The sequence below is a fragment of the Klebsiella sp. 141203 genome, assembly GCF_032601985.1.
GTDB lineage: Bacteria > Pseudomonadota > Gammaproteobacteria > Enterobacterales > Enterobacteriaceae > Klebsiella > Klebsiella aerogenes.
In genome coordinates, this window is sequence record NZ_JAQIRL010000004.1 from 1 (window position 1) to 15,937 (window position 15,937).

The window sequence follows — 15,937 nt, forward strand, 5'->3', positions numbered from 1 at the left end:
CCATGTCACTTTGAGTGCCCACACAGATTGTCTGATAAATTGTTAAAGAGCAGTTGCAACGCGGCTTTCAGCTCACCGTTGCGAGGTCCCGTATATTACGTTTTCCTCATTCAGAGTCAAGCGTTTATTTTCACTTTTCTCTGTCGGTTTTCAGCGTTGTTATTTACCGCTAAAACCCTGCTGGCCCGGCGGCTTGCTTGCCGTTGTTCCGTGTCAGTGGAGGCGCATTATAGGGAGTTCTGAGACGTTGACAAGCCCTGTTTTCAAAAAACTTTTCAACCGTCTCTTTTTTCGCCAAAGGCGGTGTTAAAACCGTAAAAAAACGCCCTTTTGCTGTTTTAACCACCGAAACAAGCCGCCAGATGGCATACTGATGAAGTAGAAAAGAGAAAGGAACGGCATTCATGTCTATAAGCGCACAGCAGCTGGCGGCACAAAAAAACATCTCCTGGGTCATCGCGGAGAAGATCGCCCAAAAAATCCTCACCGGCGAATATCCGCCAGAGAGCATCCTTCCTGGTGAAATGGAACTGGGTGAACAGTTTGGCGTGAGCCGGACGGCAGTGCGAGAAGCGGTAAAAACGCTGGCAGCTAAAGGCATGCTGCTTCCGCGTCCGCGTATCGGTACTCGCGTTCTGGCGCGCAGCAGCTGGAACTTTCTGGATAAAGAGCTGCTCGCCTGGTGGCTGACGGAAGATAATTTTGCCGAGGTGGTTAGCCATTTCCTGGTGATGCGCAGCAGCCTGGAGCCTCAGGCCTGTTTTCTGGCGGCGATAACCGGCACCTCCGAGCAGAAAGCGCAGCTCAATACGCTAATGGAAGAAATGATCGAACTAAAAAGGCATTTTATCCGCGAACGCTGGATTGAAGTTGATATGGCCTGGCATGAACATATCTATGCGATGAGCGGCAATCCGTTTCTCACCTCTTTCGCGTCATTATTCCATTCGGTATACCAGACCTATTTCACCTCGATTACGCAAAATGAAGTCGTTAAACTCGATCTGCACCAGGCTATTGTTGACGCCATTCAGGAAAGCGACGGCCCGCGCGCGCAGCTTGCCTGCCAGACATTATTGAATACCCCAAACCATACAGGTAAATAAAGAAGGAAATGGCATGACCGGGAAGAAAGGGCTGAGTATGGCCGGACTGCCGTGGATTGCGGCCATGGCTTTCTTTATGCAGGCGCTGGACGCCACTATTCTTAATACCGCGCTTCCCGCGATTGCGCATAGCCTCGGTCACTCCCCGCTGGCGATGCAATCCGCCATTATCAGCTACACCCTGACGGTAGCGATGCTGATTCCGGTGAGCGGCTGGTTAGCTGACCGCTTTGGCACCCGCAAAGTCTTTATCGTTGCCGTTAGCCTGTTTACCCTGGGCTCCCTCGCCTGCGCGCTTTCCACTTCGCTTCCCGAATTGGTTGTCTTCCGCGTTATCCAGGGGATCGGCGGCGCGATGATGATGCCGGTTGCGCGTCTGGCGCTGTTACGCGCCTATCCGCGTAGCGAACTGCTGCCGGTACTCAACTTCGTTACCATGCCCGGACTGGTCGGCCCCATCCTCGGTCCTGTACTTGGCGGCGTGTTAGTTACCTGGGCCAGTTGGCACTGGATTTTCTTGATTAATATCCCGATTGGCATCATCGGCATTCTCTACGCCCGCAAATATATGCCGGACTTCACCACGCCCCGCCGTCGTTTCGACACCAGCGGTTTTGTGCTTTTCGGTTTAAGCCTGGTGCTGTTCTCCAGCGGTATTGAGCTCTTTGGCGAGAAAATTGTCGCCAGCTGGCTGGCGCTGGCCGTCATCGCCCTGAGCGTCGTGCTCATGCTGGCCTATATTCGACATGCTCGTCGCCATCCCACTCCGCTGATTTCGCTCTCTCTATTTAAGACCCATACCTTCTCTGTCGGAATCGCCGGTAACCTGGCGACACGGTTAGGTACCGGCTGCGTGCCGTTCCTGATGCCGCTGATGCTACAAGTCGGTTTCGGCTACCCGGCCATTATCGCCGGCTGCATGATTGCGCCGACGGCCATCGGCTCAATTATCGCCAAGTCGACCGTCACGCAGATCCTGCGCTGGTTTGGTTATCGCAAAACATTGGTGGGAGTCACCATCTTTATTGGTCTGATGATCGCGCAGTTTGCGCTGCAGTCGCCGGGAATGCCGCTTTGGCTGCTACTACTGCCGCTATTTGTACTGGGGATGGCGATGTCCACGCAGTTCACCTCGATGAACACCATTACGCTTGCCGACTTAACCGATGACAATGCCAGCAGCGGCAACAGCCTGCTCGCGGTAACCCAGCAGCTGTCGATTAGCCTGGGCGTGGCCATCAGCGCGGCGGTCCTGCGCTTTTATGAAGGGTTTGACAACGCCAGCACCATCGAACAATTCCACTATACCTTTATCACAATGGGTGCGATCACCGTGGTATCAGCGTTGATGTTTATGCTGCTCAGAGCCAAAGATGGCCGCAACCTGATAACGGAGCGGCACAAGCATTAAGCTGAACCGCGAATCACCAGCTCGGGGGTAAGCTGCACGCGCTGTTGTTTTTGCCCGGGTTCCGCCATGCGGTGAATCAGCACATCGATAGCCAACTCCCCCAGTTCATCTTTGGGTTGATGAATGGTGGTAAGCGGCGGGGTCATATAGCGCGCCAGTTCAATATCGTCATACCCCACCAGCGCCATATCCTGTGGAATACGCAACCCGGCCTGATACAGCGCCTGATAAGCGCCGACCGCCATCGCATCATTACCGACAAATACCGCCTGCGGCCGTGGCGTTAACGCCAGCAGTTGCTGCATCGCAGTAAAACCGCCGCCAAATTCAAAATCGCTGGTAATGACATAACCTTCGGCGACATCCAGCCCGGCGCGCGCCATCGCCGCATGATAACCTTCCAGGCGCAGTCGCGACGGCGTCTTATCCAGCGGCCCGGCAATGCAGGCAATACGGGTATGACCGCGATCGATCAGATACTGGGTCGCCATATCGCCACCGAGCAATGAATTATCCTGAATCAGATCGCTGTCGCCGTCGAAAGGCGCCCAATCCATCATCACCGTCGGCACCGACGGATAACGCTGCATGATCTCCTGGGAAGGTTGATGCGTTTCGGTGCACAGCAGCAGCAGACCATCGACGCGTTTTTGCATCAACGTTTCCAGATTGCGGTTCATCCGCTGCTCATCGCCTTCGGTATTACATAGCACCAGGCTGTAACCGCGCTCGAAACAGCTACGCTCCACGCCGCGCACCAGCTCCGAATAAAACGGGTTGGTACTGGCGGTGATCAGCATGCCGATGGTTCGCGTCTGATTTAACTTGAGGCTACGCGCCAGCGCCGAAGGCGCGTAGTTAAGACTTTTGATCGCCGCATCAACTTTGGCGGTAATCGCCTCGCTGACAAAGCGGTCTTTATTAATGACGTGAGAAACGGTCGAGGTGGAAACGCCCGCGACGCGGGCCACATCCTTCATGGTAGCCAAGCATTACCCCTGTTGACGCAAGAATTCGTCGATCTCTTTGCGCCACGGCACAGACGGTTGCGCCCCCTTACGGGTGACGGCAATCGCGGCGGCGGCATGGGCAAAACGGATGGCGTCTGACACTTCGCGGCCTTCCAGCAGCGCGGTGACAAATGCGCCATTAAAAGTGTCGCCAGCGGCAATCGTATCGATGGCCTGAACTTTAAATCCTGGAACCCGGCGGCTTTCGCCCTCGCAGCTTAACCATACGCCGCGGCTGCCGAGAGTAATCATCACCGTACCAATTCCCTTCGCATGAAGCGCGCTGGCGGCTTTCGCGGCATCGTCGTCGCTCTCAACGCGAATACCGGTCAGCTTTTCCGCTTCGGTTTCATTGGGCGTAATGACATCCACCAGCGCCAATAGCTCATCCGAAAGTTCACGCGCCGGTGCGGGGTTGAGTACCACCGTCGTCTGATGCTGATGGGCGATTTTCGCGGCGGCCATCACGCTCTCCAGCGGCGACTCCAGCTGCATTAACAATGCCTGCGCGCTGGCGATACGTTCTTTCTCCGCCTCAACCTGAGAAACCGATAGCGCCGCATTAGCGCCGGCATGAATACCGATGACATTCTCACCTTCCGCGTTAACGAAAATTAACGCGACGCCAGTAGATTCACCAGCAACGGCGCGCACCGGCGCCACGTCGATATTATCGCTCGCTAGCTGGCGGCGGACGCGTTCGCCAATGTCGTCATCGCCGGTACAGGCAATGAAGGCAATATCCGCGCCGCTACGCCCGGCAGCCACCGCCTGGTTAGCGCCTTTACCGCCGAATGCGACCTGATAGTGGTTTCCGGTGACGGTCTCACCTGGAGTAGGGAAGGATTCAAGGTTAAGAATGTGATCGGCATTGATGCTGCCAAGGACGACAAGTTTGCCTGCGGTTTTCATCATCTTTATTCCCGGGAAAGCGCGCCACCGGACTCCGGTGGCGCATGCCCTGCTTTTCTTTTTATGTTGTCCCTCGGGCCGTTGCCGACCCGAATCGCATTTTACTGCTTAATGACCAGTTTCAGCTCAACCGGATAGCTGGCATCCACTTTTTCGCCCTTCAGCACTTTATCAGCGGTTTCGACGCCTTTAACGCCGATCTGCTCCGGCAACTGGGCGATAGTCGCTGCCAGTTTGCCACTATTTACTGCTTTTTCGCCATCCGGAGTGCCGTCAAATCCAACCACCATCACATCAGATTTTCCTGCAGTCTGCAGCGCACGCAGCGCGCCCAGCGCCATTTCGTCGTTCTGCGCAAACACCGCCTGCACGTCCGGATGCGCCGTCAGCAGGTTCTGCATCACGTTCAGACCTTTAGTACGGTCGAAGTCAGCAGGCTGGCTGGCCAGTACGTTGAACTTATGCGCCGCCACGGCCTGTTTGAAACCTTCGCCGCGCTCGCGCGCCGCAGAGGTACCTGCAATGCCTTGCAGCTCAATCACTTTCGCGCTTTCGCCGACTTTCTTCGCAATATAGTCGCCGGCCATTTTACCGCCCAGCACGTTATCGGAAGCAATATGGCTTACCACATCGCCTTTAGAAGCCTGGCGGTCAAGGGTAATGACCGGGATTTTAGCCTGGTTCGCCATCTTCACCGCATTGCCGACAGCATCGGAGTCGGTTGGGTTAATCAGCAGCAGCTTAGCGCCGCGCACCGTTAAGTCCTGTACGTTCGCCAGCTCTTTTGCCGGGTTATTTTGGGAATCCAGCACCACCAGGTTGTAACCCAGCTTATCGGCTTCTTTCTGCGCGCCGTCTTTCAGAGAAACGAAGAACGGGTTATTCAGGGTAGAGATAACCAGTGCGATGGTATCTTTCGCCATCGCGTTTGCGCTAACGGTCGCGCTTAGAGCAACAGCAGAGACCAGGGTCGCCAGTTTTTTCATATTCATAGTTAAGATGTCCTGTAGAGTTCTCAGTTACTGCTTTTTGTTATCTACCAGTACCGCCAGCAAAATCACCACCGCTTTGACGATCATCTGGTAATAGGAAGAAACGCCTAAAAGGTTCAGACCATTGTTCAGGAAGCCAAGGATCAACGCGCCAATCAGCGTGCCGACGATGCGCCCCTTACCACCGGCCAGGCTGGTGCCGCCAAGTACGACCGCTGCAATCGCGTCTAATTCATAGCCTGTCCCCGCCGTTGGCTGCGCAGAGGAAAGACGCGCCACTTCGATGATACCGGCCAGTGAAGCCAACATCCCGCACAGCGCATAGACGATGATTTTCACTCTATTCACGCTGATGCCGGAAAGCCGCGTCGCCGCTTCGTTACCGCCCAGCGCGTAAATATAACGGCCCAGGCGAGTATGGTGCAGCATGTACCAGGCCGCCAGGAAGACAATCGCCATAATCCATACCGGCGTCGGGATCCCCAGCGGGCGTCCGATACCAAACCAGCCAAATAGATCGGCGTTATCGCTAAAGCCGGTGTTGATCGGGCTGCCGTTGGTATAAACCATCGTCACGCCGCGCAGCAGCAGCATCATCACCAGGGTGGCGATAAACGCCTGCACGCGACCTTTCGCGACAATTACCCCGGTCACCGCGCCAATAGCCGCACCGAGCGCCAGCACTGCGGCAACGGCCACCAGCGCATTCACTTCGATACCGACGATAGACGCCGCGACGGCGCCGGTCAATGCCAGCAGAGAACCGACGGACAGGTCGATTCCCGATGTCAGAATGACCAGCGTCATCCCGACCGCCATGATGGCGTTAACGGAAGTCTGCTGCAGAATATTGAACAGGTTATTGACGGTAAAAAAGTTGGGGCTCATGGTCGAAACGATCGCGATCAGCACCAGCAGGGCGATCAGCGACTTTTGCTCCATCAGCCACGCTTTCGTGAAATAGCGGCGACCAGTAACAGCCTGGGTAGTCATCTTTTTTACTCCTGATTCACACGGTTAAGCTTGCCCACAGCGGCAGCCATCAATACTTCCTGGGTGGCCTGCTCGCGTGTGAATTCACCGCCGAGATGCCCTTCATGCATCACAATGATGCGATCGCTCATGCCCAGCACTTCCGGCATCTCCGAAGAGACGAGAATGATGCTCAGGCCATCGGCTTTAAACTGGTTAATCAGCTGGTAGATTTCTTTCTTCGCCCCGACGTCGACGCCACGGGTTGGTTCATCAAGGATCAGCACTTTTGGCCGGGTCATCAGCCCGCGAGCGATAGCGACTTTTTGCTGGTTACCGCCGGAAAGCAGACCTATTGCCTGCTCCATTGAAGGCGTCTTCACATTAAACAGCCGAATGAAATCACTGACCGCCTGCTGTTCATCTTTATGCTTAAGGCTGCCGCCCGCCCGGCTGAAGTAGCGCAGCGCGGTCAATGACATGTTCTCTTTGACCGACATTCCGAGCACCAGGCCATCACGCTTACGGTCTTCGGAGATATAGACAATGCCGTTAGCCAGACCATCCTGCGGTGAACGGGTGACAACTTCATGGCCATCCAGCGTCACGGAACCGCTACTACGCGGCAGCGCGCCGTACAGCACTTTCATCAGTTCAGTACGTCCGGCCCCCATCAACCCGGCGACGCCAAGGATTTCGCCCTGACGCAGGGTAAACGTCACGTTTTCCACACCGGAGCCGCAGAGATTATCGACCTTCAGACGGACCGCGCCCGGCGCCTTATCGAGATGCGGATATTGATCTTCCAGCTTACGGCCAACCATCATCTCGATCAGTCGATCCTCATCCAGCGAAGCCACTTCGCGCTCGGCAATAAATTGCCCGTCGCGGAATACGGTGACGTCATCGCAGATTTCGAAGATCTCTTTCATGCGGTGAGAGATATAGACAATGCCACGCCCCTGCGATTTCAATTCGCGAATGACGCGGAACAGCGATTCGGTCTCGGTATCGGTCAGGGCATCGGTGGGCTCATCCATAATGATGACCTTCGATTCGAAGCTCAGCACTTTGGCGATTTCCACCATTTGCTGATCGCCAATCGACAGATCGCCCACCAGCTTCTGGCTGTTAAAGCGTAAATTCAGCTTCGCCAGCAGCTTGTCCGCTTCGGCATACATCTTTTTCCAGTCGATTTTGCCAAAGCGGTTAACGAACTCGCGGCCGAGGAAGATGTTTTCTGCAATCGTTAATTGCGGGATCAGGTTGAGTTCCTGGTGAATGATGCCGATACCGGCTTCCTGTGAGGATTTTGGGCCGTTAAAGGTCGTTTCTTTACCTAACCACAGCAAAGAACCGGCATCACGGGTATAGATGCCGGTCAGTACCTTCATCATCGTAGATTTACCGGCGCCATTTTCCCCTACCAGCGCCATTACCCGGCCGGCATAGACATTCAGCGCCGCGCCCGAGAGCGCTTTGACGCCAGGGAACGCTTTATCGATCCCTTTCAGCTGTAATAAAGCTTCCATGACGGCGACCTCAGAAAGTGACGCCAGCACAGAGAATAATATTCGCAAACGGGGAACACTCCCCGCTGCGAATTACCGCCTGACTATCTGCGGTTTGTTTTTTGAACTGCTCATGACTGGTGTAACGAATTTCAATCGTATTTCCCTGGTGCTGCTGCAGCTGCTCAAGATGATTGAGCAACGTCGCGTGGAGTTGCGGATTATGGGTTTTAATCTCTTCCGCGATGACCGCCGCCTCAACCTGCATTTCCGTCGTTACGACTTCCAGTACCTGCATAAAAGAAGGTACGCCCTGAGTAAGCGCCATATCAATGCGCGCGCTGCTGCGGGGAACCGGCAACCCGGCATCGCAAACAACCAGCGTATCGGTATGACCGAGGCGGGAGATAACGGAAGAAATATCAGCGTTAAGTACGGTGCCTTTTTTCATTTTTTCTCTTTTGCTCCACTAGCGAAACGTTTCGCTGGACTAAGTATTGTCAATCAGCGAACAGAAAACCACCGGCAGAAGAGAGAAATGTGATCGCCATCGAAACGTTTCGCAAGACGTGGACAAGAAGTTACATCAAGATGTGAGAGACAAAAAAGCCCTTCGTTATTGAAGGGCTTTTTAACATCAGATTTCCACCTGCGTACCGAGTTCGATAACCCGGTTCGGCGGGATTTCAAACTGATCCGGCGCGCGCAGAGCGTTACGCTGCAGCAACAGATACAGTTTGCCGCGCAGGCGCAGATACCATGGCCGTTTGCCGATAATCAGCGACTCGTGGGACATAAAGAATGACGTTTCCATCATTCGACAGCTCAACCCTTCCAGGCCGCAGCGATGGAACACCTCTTCGACGTTCGGCGTTTCACGCCAGCCATAGCTTGCCACGACGCGCCAGAACGACGGCGACAGTTGCTCAATCTGCACGCGGCGAACGTTATGCACATACGGGGCATCTTCGGTGCGCAGAGTCAGCAGGATCACGCGTTCATGCAACACCTTGTTGTGTTTCAGGTTATGCAGTAGGGCAAAAGGGATCACGTTCAGGGCGCGAGACATATAGACCGCGGTACCCGGCACGCGCACCGGCGGCGATTTTTCCAGCGAGGAGATCATCGCTTCCAGCGAGTTGCCATGCTCATGCATTCGGCGCAGCAGACGGAAACGCTCGCTCTTCCAGGTAGTCATCACCGTAAACATCACCAGGCCCAGTGATAACGGCAACCAACCGCCGGAGACGATTTTATCGAGGTTCGCCGAGAACAGCGGAATATCGATACACAGGAAGGCCACCAGCATCAGGCCGACAAACAGCTTATTCCAGTGCCAGTTTTTGCGCGCCACGGTCGCCGACAGAATGGAGGTCAACACCATGGTGCCCGTTACCGCAATACCGTATGCCGCCGCAAGATTAGAAGAGTGCTCGAAGCTGACAATGACGATGACCACAGAAACGTACAGCAGCCAGTTAATGAACGGGATGTAAATCTGCCCGGACTCCATTTCCGAAGTATGGATAATGCGCATTGGCGACAGATAGCCCAGACGCACGGCCTGGCGAGTCAGCGAGAAGACCCCGGAAATCACCGCCTGCGAGGCGATAACCGTCGCCAGGGTCGCGATAATCAGCATCGGGATTAGCGCCCATTCCGGCGCCAGCAGGAAGAACGGGTTTTTAATGGCTTCCGGGTGCTTCAGCAGCAGCGCGCCCTGGCCAAAATAGTTAAGCACCAGTGATGGCAGCACCACCGAGAACCACGCCACGCGAATCGGTAGTTTGCCGAAGTGGCCCATATCGGCATACAGCGCTTCCACACCGGTAATCGACAGCACCACCGCGCCAAGCGCAATAAAGGAGACCGTTTTGTACTGCAGGAAGAAATGTACCGCCCAGTAAGGGTTAAGCGCCTGCAGAACTTCCGGGTTATCGAGGATACTGCGCGCGCCAAGCACCGCCAGCAACAGGAACCAGATCAGCATAATTGGCGCGAACAGCTTGCCGACCATCCCGGTACCGTGTTTTTGAATAGCAAATAGCAGGGTTAGTACAATAATGGAAATGGGGACAATCCAGGTATCCAGCTGTGGGGCGATAATTTCCAACCCCTCTATCGCCGACATCACCGATATTGCCGGGGTTATCACTACTTCACCATAGAAGAAGCTACCGCCAATCAGGCCGAGTATCACCAATACGGAGGTCATCTTTGCCGAGGTGTTGCGCCCCGCCAGCGACATCAGCGTTAAGATCCCGCCCTCGCCGGCGTTATCCGCCCGCATCACGAAGGTGATGTATTTAATTGATACGGTGAAGATCAACAGCCAGAAAATCAGCGACAGAAAGCCAAACACCGCATCGCGTTCAACGCCAAAGCCAAACTGGCCTGACAGACATTCGCGAAGAGTATACAGTGGACTGGTACCGATATCGCCGTAAACCACGCCGATTGCCGCCAGCGTTATTGCCGGCAACGATTGTTTATTATCAGTGCTCATAGACTAGTCTTTTCGTTTATAAAACAAATGTGTGCCTAGTCCCTTGGCCCACAAAAAGCGCACAGTATGCACGATTATTTGCTGAATCGTACCCCTAACTGACACCATATTAACTTAGCTCAAAGAAAATAAATCGATTCTTCAGGCTATTACCACCCCTAATCAAACATCTATACTCGACGCAATAACGACACACGACAAAGCACGCAACTCTATTATGGCTCAATCACATTTACTGGCAGAAAGAATTTCCCGACTTAGCGCCGCTCTGGAAAAAGGACTCTTTGAACGCAGCCACGCAATACGTCTGTGCCTGCTGGCTGCGCTCAGCGGCGAGAGCGTATTCCTGCTGGGGCCGCCCGGCATCGCTAAAAGCCTGATCGCCCGTCGCCTTAAGTTCGCTTTCAAGCAGGCGCGCGCTTTTGAATATCTGATGACCCGCTTCTCCACCCCGGAAGAAGTCTTCGGCCCGCTGTCGATTCAGGCCCTCAAAGATGAAGGCCGCTATGAGCGTTTAACGGCAGGCTATCTGCCAGAAGCGGAAATTGTCTTCCTGGATGAAATCTGGAAAGCCGGCCCGGCTATCCTTAATACCCTGCTGACGGCCATCAACGAACGCCACTTCCGCAACGGCGCCCATGAAGAGAAAATCCCGATGCGCCTGCTGGTTGCGGCGTCGAACGAACTTCCCGAAGCGGACAACAGCCTTGAAGCCTTATATGACCGCATGCTGATCCGCCTGTGGCTGGATAAAGTGCAGGATAAAACTAACTTCCGCTCTATGCTGGTGAGCCAACAGGATGAAAACAGCAATCCGGTTCCCGAAAACCTGCAAATCAGCACCGAAGAGTTCACCCAGTGGCAGCATGATATTGGTACCGTGAAGTTGCCGGACAATGTCTTCGAGCTGGTTTTCCAGCTGCGCCAACAATTAGATGCCTTGCCGAATGCGCCTTACGTTTCCGATCGCCGCTGGAAAAAAGCCATCCGTCTGCTGCAGGCCAGCGCCTTCTTTAGCGGCCGAGACGCCATCGCGCCTATCGACTTGATCCTGCTGAAAGATTGCCTGTGGCATAACATCGAAAGTATGAATCTGATGTCACAGCAGTTGGAATCCCTGATGACCAGCCATGCCTGGGGCCAGCAGGCGATGCTGACTAAACTGGGCGCCATCATCCAACGCCGCATTCAAATCCAGCAGCAGCACAGCGATAAAACCGCGCTTAAAGTCACGCGCGTTGGCGGCATGTTCAGCCGTAAGCCGCATTACGAACTGCCGGACGGAATTGAAGGCGAGACGTTGACGCTGCTTCTCCAGCAACCGCTGAAATTGCACGATCTCGAAGTCATTCATATCGCCTTCGAACGCGATGCGCTGGTCAACTGGCTGGAGAAAGGCGGCGAGATCCGCGGCAAGCTCAACGGTATCGGTTTTGCCCAGCCATTGACGATGGATGTCGATGCCAGCCAGCACCTGGTGGTGCGTGACGTCAGCCTGCAAGGCTCGCGCCTGTCGCTGCCCGGCAGCGAATCTCAGGAAAATATGCCTGCCGAGATCCGCCAGCAACTGGAAGCGCTGGATGACGAATGGCACCAACAACATAACCGCTTTAGCGAACAGCAAAAATGCCTGTTTATTCCCGGCGACTGGCTGGGGCGTATCGAAGCCAGCTTGCAGGACGTCGGCGCGCAAATTAAACAGGCGCGCCAGCCATGACGCTCGACATGCTGAATGTCATGCTGGCGGTCAGCGAAGAAGGGATGATCGAGGAGATGCTGTTGGCGCTGCTGGCCTCTCCTCAACTGGCGGTGTTCTTTGAAAAATTTCCGCGGCTGAAAAATATCATCGCCGCCGATATTCCGCGCTGGCGAGAAGCGGTTCGCGCGCGGCTCAAAGAGACGCAGATCCCTCCCGAACTGGACGCCGAAGTACAGATCTATCAGCAGGCTCAGCTGCTTTCAACGTCGCAATTTATCGTGCAACTGCCGCAGATCCTCGGCAAGCTGCATAAGCTCCAGTCTCCCTTTGCCGCTCAGGCGCAGCAGCTGGTGGACGATAACGCGACCTTCACCCCAGCGCTACATACTCTGTTCTTACAACGCTGGCGCTTAAGCCTCGTGGTACAGACCACCACCCTCAACCAGCACCTATTAGACGATGAGCGCGATCAGTTGCTCAGCGAGGTGCAGGAACGAATGACGCTCAGCGGGCAGCTAGAGCCGGTGCTGGTGGAAAACGACAACGCCGCTGGCCGCCTGTGGGATATGAGCGCCGGCGAACTTAAACGTGGCGATTATCAGCTGATCGTGCGCTATGGTGATTTTCTCAGCCAACAGCCGGAACTGATGCAACTGGCTGAGCAGTTGGGCAGATCGCGGGAAGCCAAACTGGTGCCGAAGAAGGATGCGCCGATGGAGGCCTTCCGCGCAATGGTTCGTGAACCGGCAACGGTTCCAGAGCAGGTCGATGGCCTGCAGCAAAGCGACGATATTCTGCGCCTGTTGCCACCAGAGCTGGCAACGCTCGGCATCACCGAACTGGAGTTCGAGTTTTACCGTAAGCTGGTGGAAAAACAGTTGCTAACCTATCGCCTGCACGGCGACGCATGGCGGGAGAAAATAACCGAACGCCCGGTAACCCGGCAGGATTTTGATGAGCAGCCGCGCGGGCCATTTATTGTCTGCGTAGATACCTCAGGTTCGATGGGCGGCTTTAACGAGCAATGCGCTAAAGCCTTTTGTCTGGCGCTGATGCGCGTCGCGCTAGCGGATAACCGCCGCTGCTATATCATGCTGTTCTCCAGCGAAGTGGTGCACTACGAGCTAACCGGCCCGCAGGGGCTGGAGCAGGCGATCCGTTTTTTAAGCCAGCGTTTTCGCGGCGGCACCGATCTGGCCAGCTGTTTTCGCGCGATCGTTGAGCGTTTGCAAAGCCCGCAATGGGTCGATGCCGATGCGGTGGTGATTTCCGATTTTATCGCCCAGCGGTTGCCGGATGAGGTGGTCAATAAGGTGGGGGAGCTGCAGCACAAACATCAGCACCGTTTTCACGCGGTGGCGATGTCGGTACACGGCAAACCCGGCATCATGCGCATCTTCGATCATATCTGGCGCTTTGATACCGGATTGCGTAGCCGTCTGCTGCGTCGCTGGCGGCGTTAATCTTTACAGCAGAGCGGCGACGCTTTCACGCACCTGCGCGGGCCATACGCCGCACTGTACCTGGCCGATATGGTCAAGCTGTAGCAACAGCATGGTTAAACGCGACTGGCCAATACCGCCGCCAATGGTCTGCGGCATTTCGCCGCGCAGCAGCGCCTGGTGCCATTCAAGTTGCAGACGGTCTTCATCGCCGGTCACCGCCAACTGGCGCTTCAGCGCCTCGGCGTCAACACGGATCCCCATAGAGGAAAGCTCAAAAGCGTCTTCCAGCACCGGGTTCCACACCAGGATATCGCCGTTCAGCCCGGCAAAACCTTCCGCTGATGGCGAGCTCCAGTCATCATAATCCGGCGCGCGAACATCGTGGCGCTTGCCGTCAGACAGTTTACCGCCGATACCGATTAAGAAGACGGCGCCAAGCTCTTTAGCGATCGCTCGCTCGCGACCTTTGGCGTCCAGATCCGGATAACGGCTCAACAGTTCCTGACTGTGAATAAAGTGGATCTGTTCCGGCAGGAATGGCGTCAGACCAAATTCCTGACTTACCGCCAGCTCGGTGGCTTTGATCCCGGCGTAGATCGCCTCAACCGTCGCTTTCAGCGTGCCGGTATGACGTTCGCCGTCGCCCATGACGCGTTCCCAGTCCCACTGGTCAACATAAACGGAGTGAATTGGGGTGAGGCGGTCTTCATCGGGGCGAAGGGCCTTCATGTGCGTGTACAGCCCTTCGCCCGCGCTGAAGTCGTGTTGTCCCAGGGTTTGACGCTTCCACTTCGCCAGTGAATGAACCACTTCGAATTGGGCGTCTGGCAGTGTTTTCACTTTTACCTGAACCGCTTTCTCGCAGCCGGATAAGTTGTCCTGCGTCCCATCACCGACGCGGCTTAAGATCGGCGCCTGCACTTCAATCAGGCCAAGCTTCTCTTCCAGCTGACGGGAAAAATGGGATTTAACGAAACTAATCTGGCGTTGTTTTGCGATGTATGCGGTTTTCATTTTTTATCACTCCTGCGTCCTGTTGATATTGATTAAGCAACAGAAATGGCACTGAATTCAATAATCAATCAATAAAAAGACGCCTTGAGTTTTGATTCATTAAATTAACAGGCTAAAATAGTAAGAATCATCAAACATCACAAGAAAAAACAATGGAAAATTATCAGATCGACAATCTGGACCGCGGCATTCTTGATGCCTTAATGGCGAATGCGCGCACTGCCTACGCCGAACTGGCCAAACAATTCGGCGTTAGCCCAGGTACGATTCACGTACGCGTAGAGAAAATGAAACAGGCGGGCATTATTACGGGGGCAAGAATCGACGTCAGCCCGAAACAGCTCGGGTATGACGTCGGCTGTTTCATCGGCATTATTCTTAAGAGCGCCAAAGACTATCCTTCCGCTCTCGCCCGGCTGGAGAGCCTGGAAGAGGTGACAGAGGCTTACTACACCACCGGCCACTACAGCATCTTTATTAAGGTAATGTGCAAATCCATCGATGCCCTACAACAGGTACTTATCAACAAGATCCAAACAATCGATGAAATTCAGTCCACTGAAACCCTGATCGTGCTGCAGAACCCGATCATGCGTACCATCAAGCCCTGATCGCTTTTTTTAATCCCACATTTTTCCACAGGTAGATCCCAGCTCGCTCACAGCGTACAATACGCCACTCAGAATAGTTGAGCGAGCGATCGGCGATCATGGCAGACATTACACTTATCAGCGGCAGCACCCTGGGCAGTGCGGAATATGTAGCAGAACATCTGGCGGAAAAGCTGGAAGAAGCGGGCTACAGCACTGATATCCAGCACGGTCCGCTGATTGACGATCTGCAGGCTGAAGGGATCTGGTTAGTTATCTCTTCTACCCACGGCGCCGGCGATATTCCGGACAACCTGGTCCCCTTCTATGAAGCATTGCTGGAGAAGCAGGCCGATCTGTCCGCCGTTCGCTTTGGCGCGGTGGGCATCGGTAGCCGCGAATATGACACTTTTTGCGGCGCAATCGACAAATTAGAAGCGGCATTGAAAGCCAGCGGGGCAAAACAGATCGGCGAAACGCTGAAAATTAATGTCCTCGAACACGAGATTCCTGAAGATCCGGCCGAGGTTTGGGTGGGATCCTGGAAAGATTTACTCTGAGTTTTGTAAAGATCCACACTTTCTTCTGTGGATAAACCTGCTCAAAAGCTTGGATCAACCGGTAGTTATCCAAAGAATAACCGAAGTATGCTTTTTGAGCTGTGTATAACCCTTCATTCTGATCCCAGCTTATACGGAACAGGATCACCGATCATTCACAGATTGTGATCCTTCTTAAGCGTTTGATCTTAAATCGTGGATCCGACTTA

At 54.6% G+C, this 15,937-nt stretch carries 14 protein-coding genes; 6 read left to right on the forward strand and 8 right to left on the reverse strand.

From position 1 onward, the window contains the following. The first annotated feature begins 404 nt into the window (after window positions 1-404). Window positions 405-1,106: a FadR/GntR family transcriptional regulator gene (locus tag PGR29_RS16475; RefSeq protein WP_087858855.1), complete on the forward strand. Its 702-nt coding sequence runs from the start codon at window positions 405-407 to the stop codon at window positions 1,104-1,106. A gap of 13 nt (window positions 1,107-1,119) precedes the next feature. Continuing rightward, window positions 1,120-2,517, forward strand: coding sequence for a multidrug transporter subunit MdtD (gene mdtD, locus PGR29_RS16480; protein WP_087858856.1), 1,398 nt, complete (start codon window positions 1,120-1,122; stop codon window positions 2,515-2,517). Here mdtD and rbsR read toward each other — a convergent pair. From rbsR to kup, 7 genes are all read right to left on the reverse strand, one after another. Then, a complete protein-coding gene (rbsR, locus tag PGR29_RS16485; protein WP_087858857.1) occupies window positions 2,514-3,506 on the reverse strand; it encodes a ribose operon transcriptional repressor RbsR in 993 nt (330 codons plus the stop codon). The two genes, mdtD and rbsR, sit on opposite strands and share 4 nt — an antisense overlap. A 3-nt stretch (window positions 3,507-3,509) precedes the next feature. After that, window positions 3,510-4,442, reverse strand: a complete 933-nt coding sequence (gene rbsK / locus PGR29_RS16490; RefSeq protein ID WP_183269082.1) for a ribokinase — start codon at window positions 4,440-4,442, stop codon at window positions 3,510-3,512. A gap of 98 nt (window positions 4,443-4,540) precedes the next feature. Then, the gene (gene rbsB / locus PGR29_RS16495; protein WP_015368990.1) at window positions 4,541-5,431 is read right to left on the reverse strand and encodes a ribose ABC transporter substrate-binding protein RbsB; all 891 of its coding nucleotides are present in this window, start codon (window positions 5,429-5,431) and stop codon (window positions 4,541-4,543) included. 27 nt (window positions 5,432-5,458) lie between these two features. Continuing rightward, window positions 5,459-6,424, reverse strand: a complete 966-nt coding sequence (gene rbsC, locus PGR29_RS16500) for a ribose ABC transporter permease (RefSeq protein ID WP_316424925.1) — start codon at window positions 6,422-6,424, stop codon at window positions 5,459-5,461. A gap of 5 nt (window positions 6,425-6,429) precedes the next feature. Next, window positions 6,430-7,935, reverse strand: a complete 1,506-nt coding sequence (gene rbsA / locus PGR29_RS16505; protein ID WP_015368992.1) for a ribose ABC transporter ATP-binding protein RbsA — start codon at window positions 7,933-7,935, stop codon at window positions 6,430-6,432. Between the two features lie 10 nt (window positions 7,936-7,945). Beyond that, complete coding sequence (gene rbsD / locus PGR29_RS16510; RefSeq protein ID WP_087858858.1) at window positions 7,946-8,365, reverse strand: D-ribose pyranase; 420 nt, start codon at window positions 8,363-8,365, stop codon at window positions 7,946-7,948. A gap of 186 nt (window positions 8,366-8,551) precedes the next feature. Further along, window positions 8,552-10,420, reverse strand: a complete 1,869-nt coding sequence (gene kup / locus PGR29_RS16515) for a low affinity potassium transporter Kup (protein WP_015368994.1) — start codon at window positions 10,418-10,420, stop codon at window positions 8,552-8,554. A gap of 217 nt (window positions 10,421-10,637) precedes the next feature. On the opposite strand from kup, the gene ravA reads away from it, so the two are divergent. Beyond that, entirely contained in the window at window positions 10,638-12,137 is a 1,500-nt protein-coding gene (gene ravA / locus PGR29_RS16520; RefSeq protein ID WP_087858859.1) for an ATPase RavA, read from the forward strand. Beyond that, window positions 12,134-13,582, forward strand: coding sequence for an ATPase RavA stimulator ViaA (gene viaA / locus PGR29_RS16525; RefSeq protein ID WP_015368996.1), 1,449 nt, complete (start codon window positions 12,134-12,136; stop codon window positions 13,580-13,582). Before ravA ends, viaA begins: the two co-directional genes overlap by 4 nt. A 3-nt stretch (window positions 13,583-13,585) precedes the next feature. Here the strand turns inward: viaA and asnA are convergent, their stop codons facing one another. Further along, a complete protein-coding gene (gene asnA / locus PGR29_RS16530) occupies window positions 13,586-14,578 on the reverse strand; it encodes an aspartate--ammonia ligase (protein ID WP_047044566.1) in 993 nt (330 codons plus the stop codon). 152 nt (window positions 14,579-14,730) lie between these two features. Between asnA and asnC the strand changes: the two genes are divergently transcribed. Continuing rightward, on the forward strand, window positions 14,731-15,189 hold the full coding sequence (gene asnC, locus PGR29_RS16535; RefSeq protein WP_015368998.1) for a transcriptional regulator AsnC: 459 nt from the start codon (window positions 14,731-14,733) through the stop codon (window positions 15,187-15,189). Between the two features lie 98 nt (window positions 15,190-15,287). Next, on the forward strand, window positions 15,288-15,728 hold the full coding sequence (mioC, locus tag PGR29_RS16540; RefSeq protein ID WP_087858860.1) for an FMN-binding protein MioC: 441 nt from the start codon (window positions 15,288-15,290) through the stop codon (window positions 15,726-15,728). The last annotated feature ends 209 nt before the right edge of the window (window positions 15,729-15,937 follow it).

Coding starts and splice junctions, on each gene's coding strand:
- PGR29_RS16475 (WP_087858855.1), top strand. CDS start 405: ATGTCTATAAGCGCACAGCAGCTGGCGGCACAAAAAAACATCTCCTGG.
- mdtD (WP_087858856.1), top strand. CDS start 1,120: ATGACCGGGAAGAAAGGGCTGAGTATGGCCGGACTGCCGTGGATTGCG.
- rbsK (WP_183269082.1), bottom strand. CDS start 4,442: ATGATGAAAACCGCAGGCAAACTTGTCGTCCTTGGCAGCATCAATGCC.
- rbsB (WP_015368990.1), bottom strand. CDS start 5,431: ATGAATATGAAAAAACTGGCGACCCTGGTCTCTGCTGTTGCTCTAAGC.
- rbsC (WP_316424925.1), bottom strand. CDS start 6,424: ATGACTACCCAGGCTGTTACTGGTCGCCGCTATTTCACGAAAGCGTGG.
- rbsA (WP_015368992.1), bottom strand. CDS start 7,935: ATGGAAGCTTTATTACAGCTGAAAGGGATCGATAAAGCGTTCCCTGGC.
- rbsD (WP_087858858.1), bottom strand. CDS start 8,365: ATGAAAAAAGGCACCGTACTTAACGCTGATATTTCTTCCGTTATCTCC.
- kup (WP_015368994.1), bottom strand. CDS start 10,420: ATGAGCACTGATAATAAACAATCGTTGCCGGCAATAACGCTGGCGGCA.
- ravA (WP_087858859.1), top strand. CDS start 10,638: ATGGCTCAATCACATTTACTGGCAGAAAGAATTTCCCGACTTAGCGCC.
- viaA (WP_015368996.1), top strand. CDS start 12,134: ATGACGCTCGACATGCTGAATGTCATGCTGGCGGTCAGCGAAGAAGGG.
- asnA (WP_047044566.1), bottom strand. CDS start 14,578: ATGAAAACCGCATACATCGCAAAACAACGCCAGATTAGTTTCGTTAAA.
- asnC (WP_015368998.1), top strand. CDS start 14,731: ATGGAAAATTATCAGATCGACAATCTGGACCGCGGCATTCTTGATGCC.
- mioC (WP_087858860.1), top strand. CDS start 15,288: ATGGCAGACATTACACTTATCAGCGGCAGCACCCTGGGCAGTGCGGAA.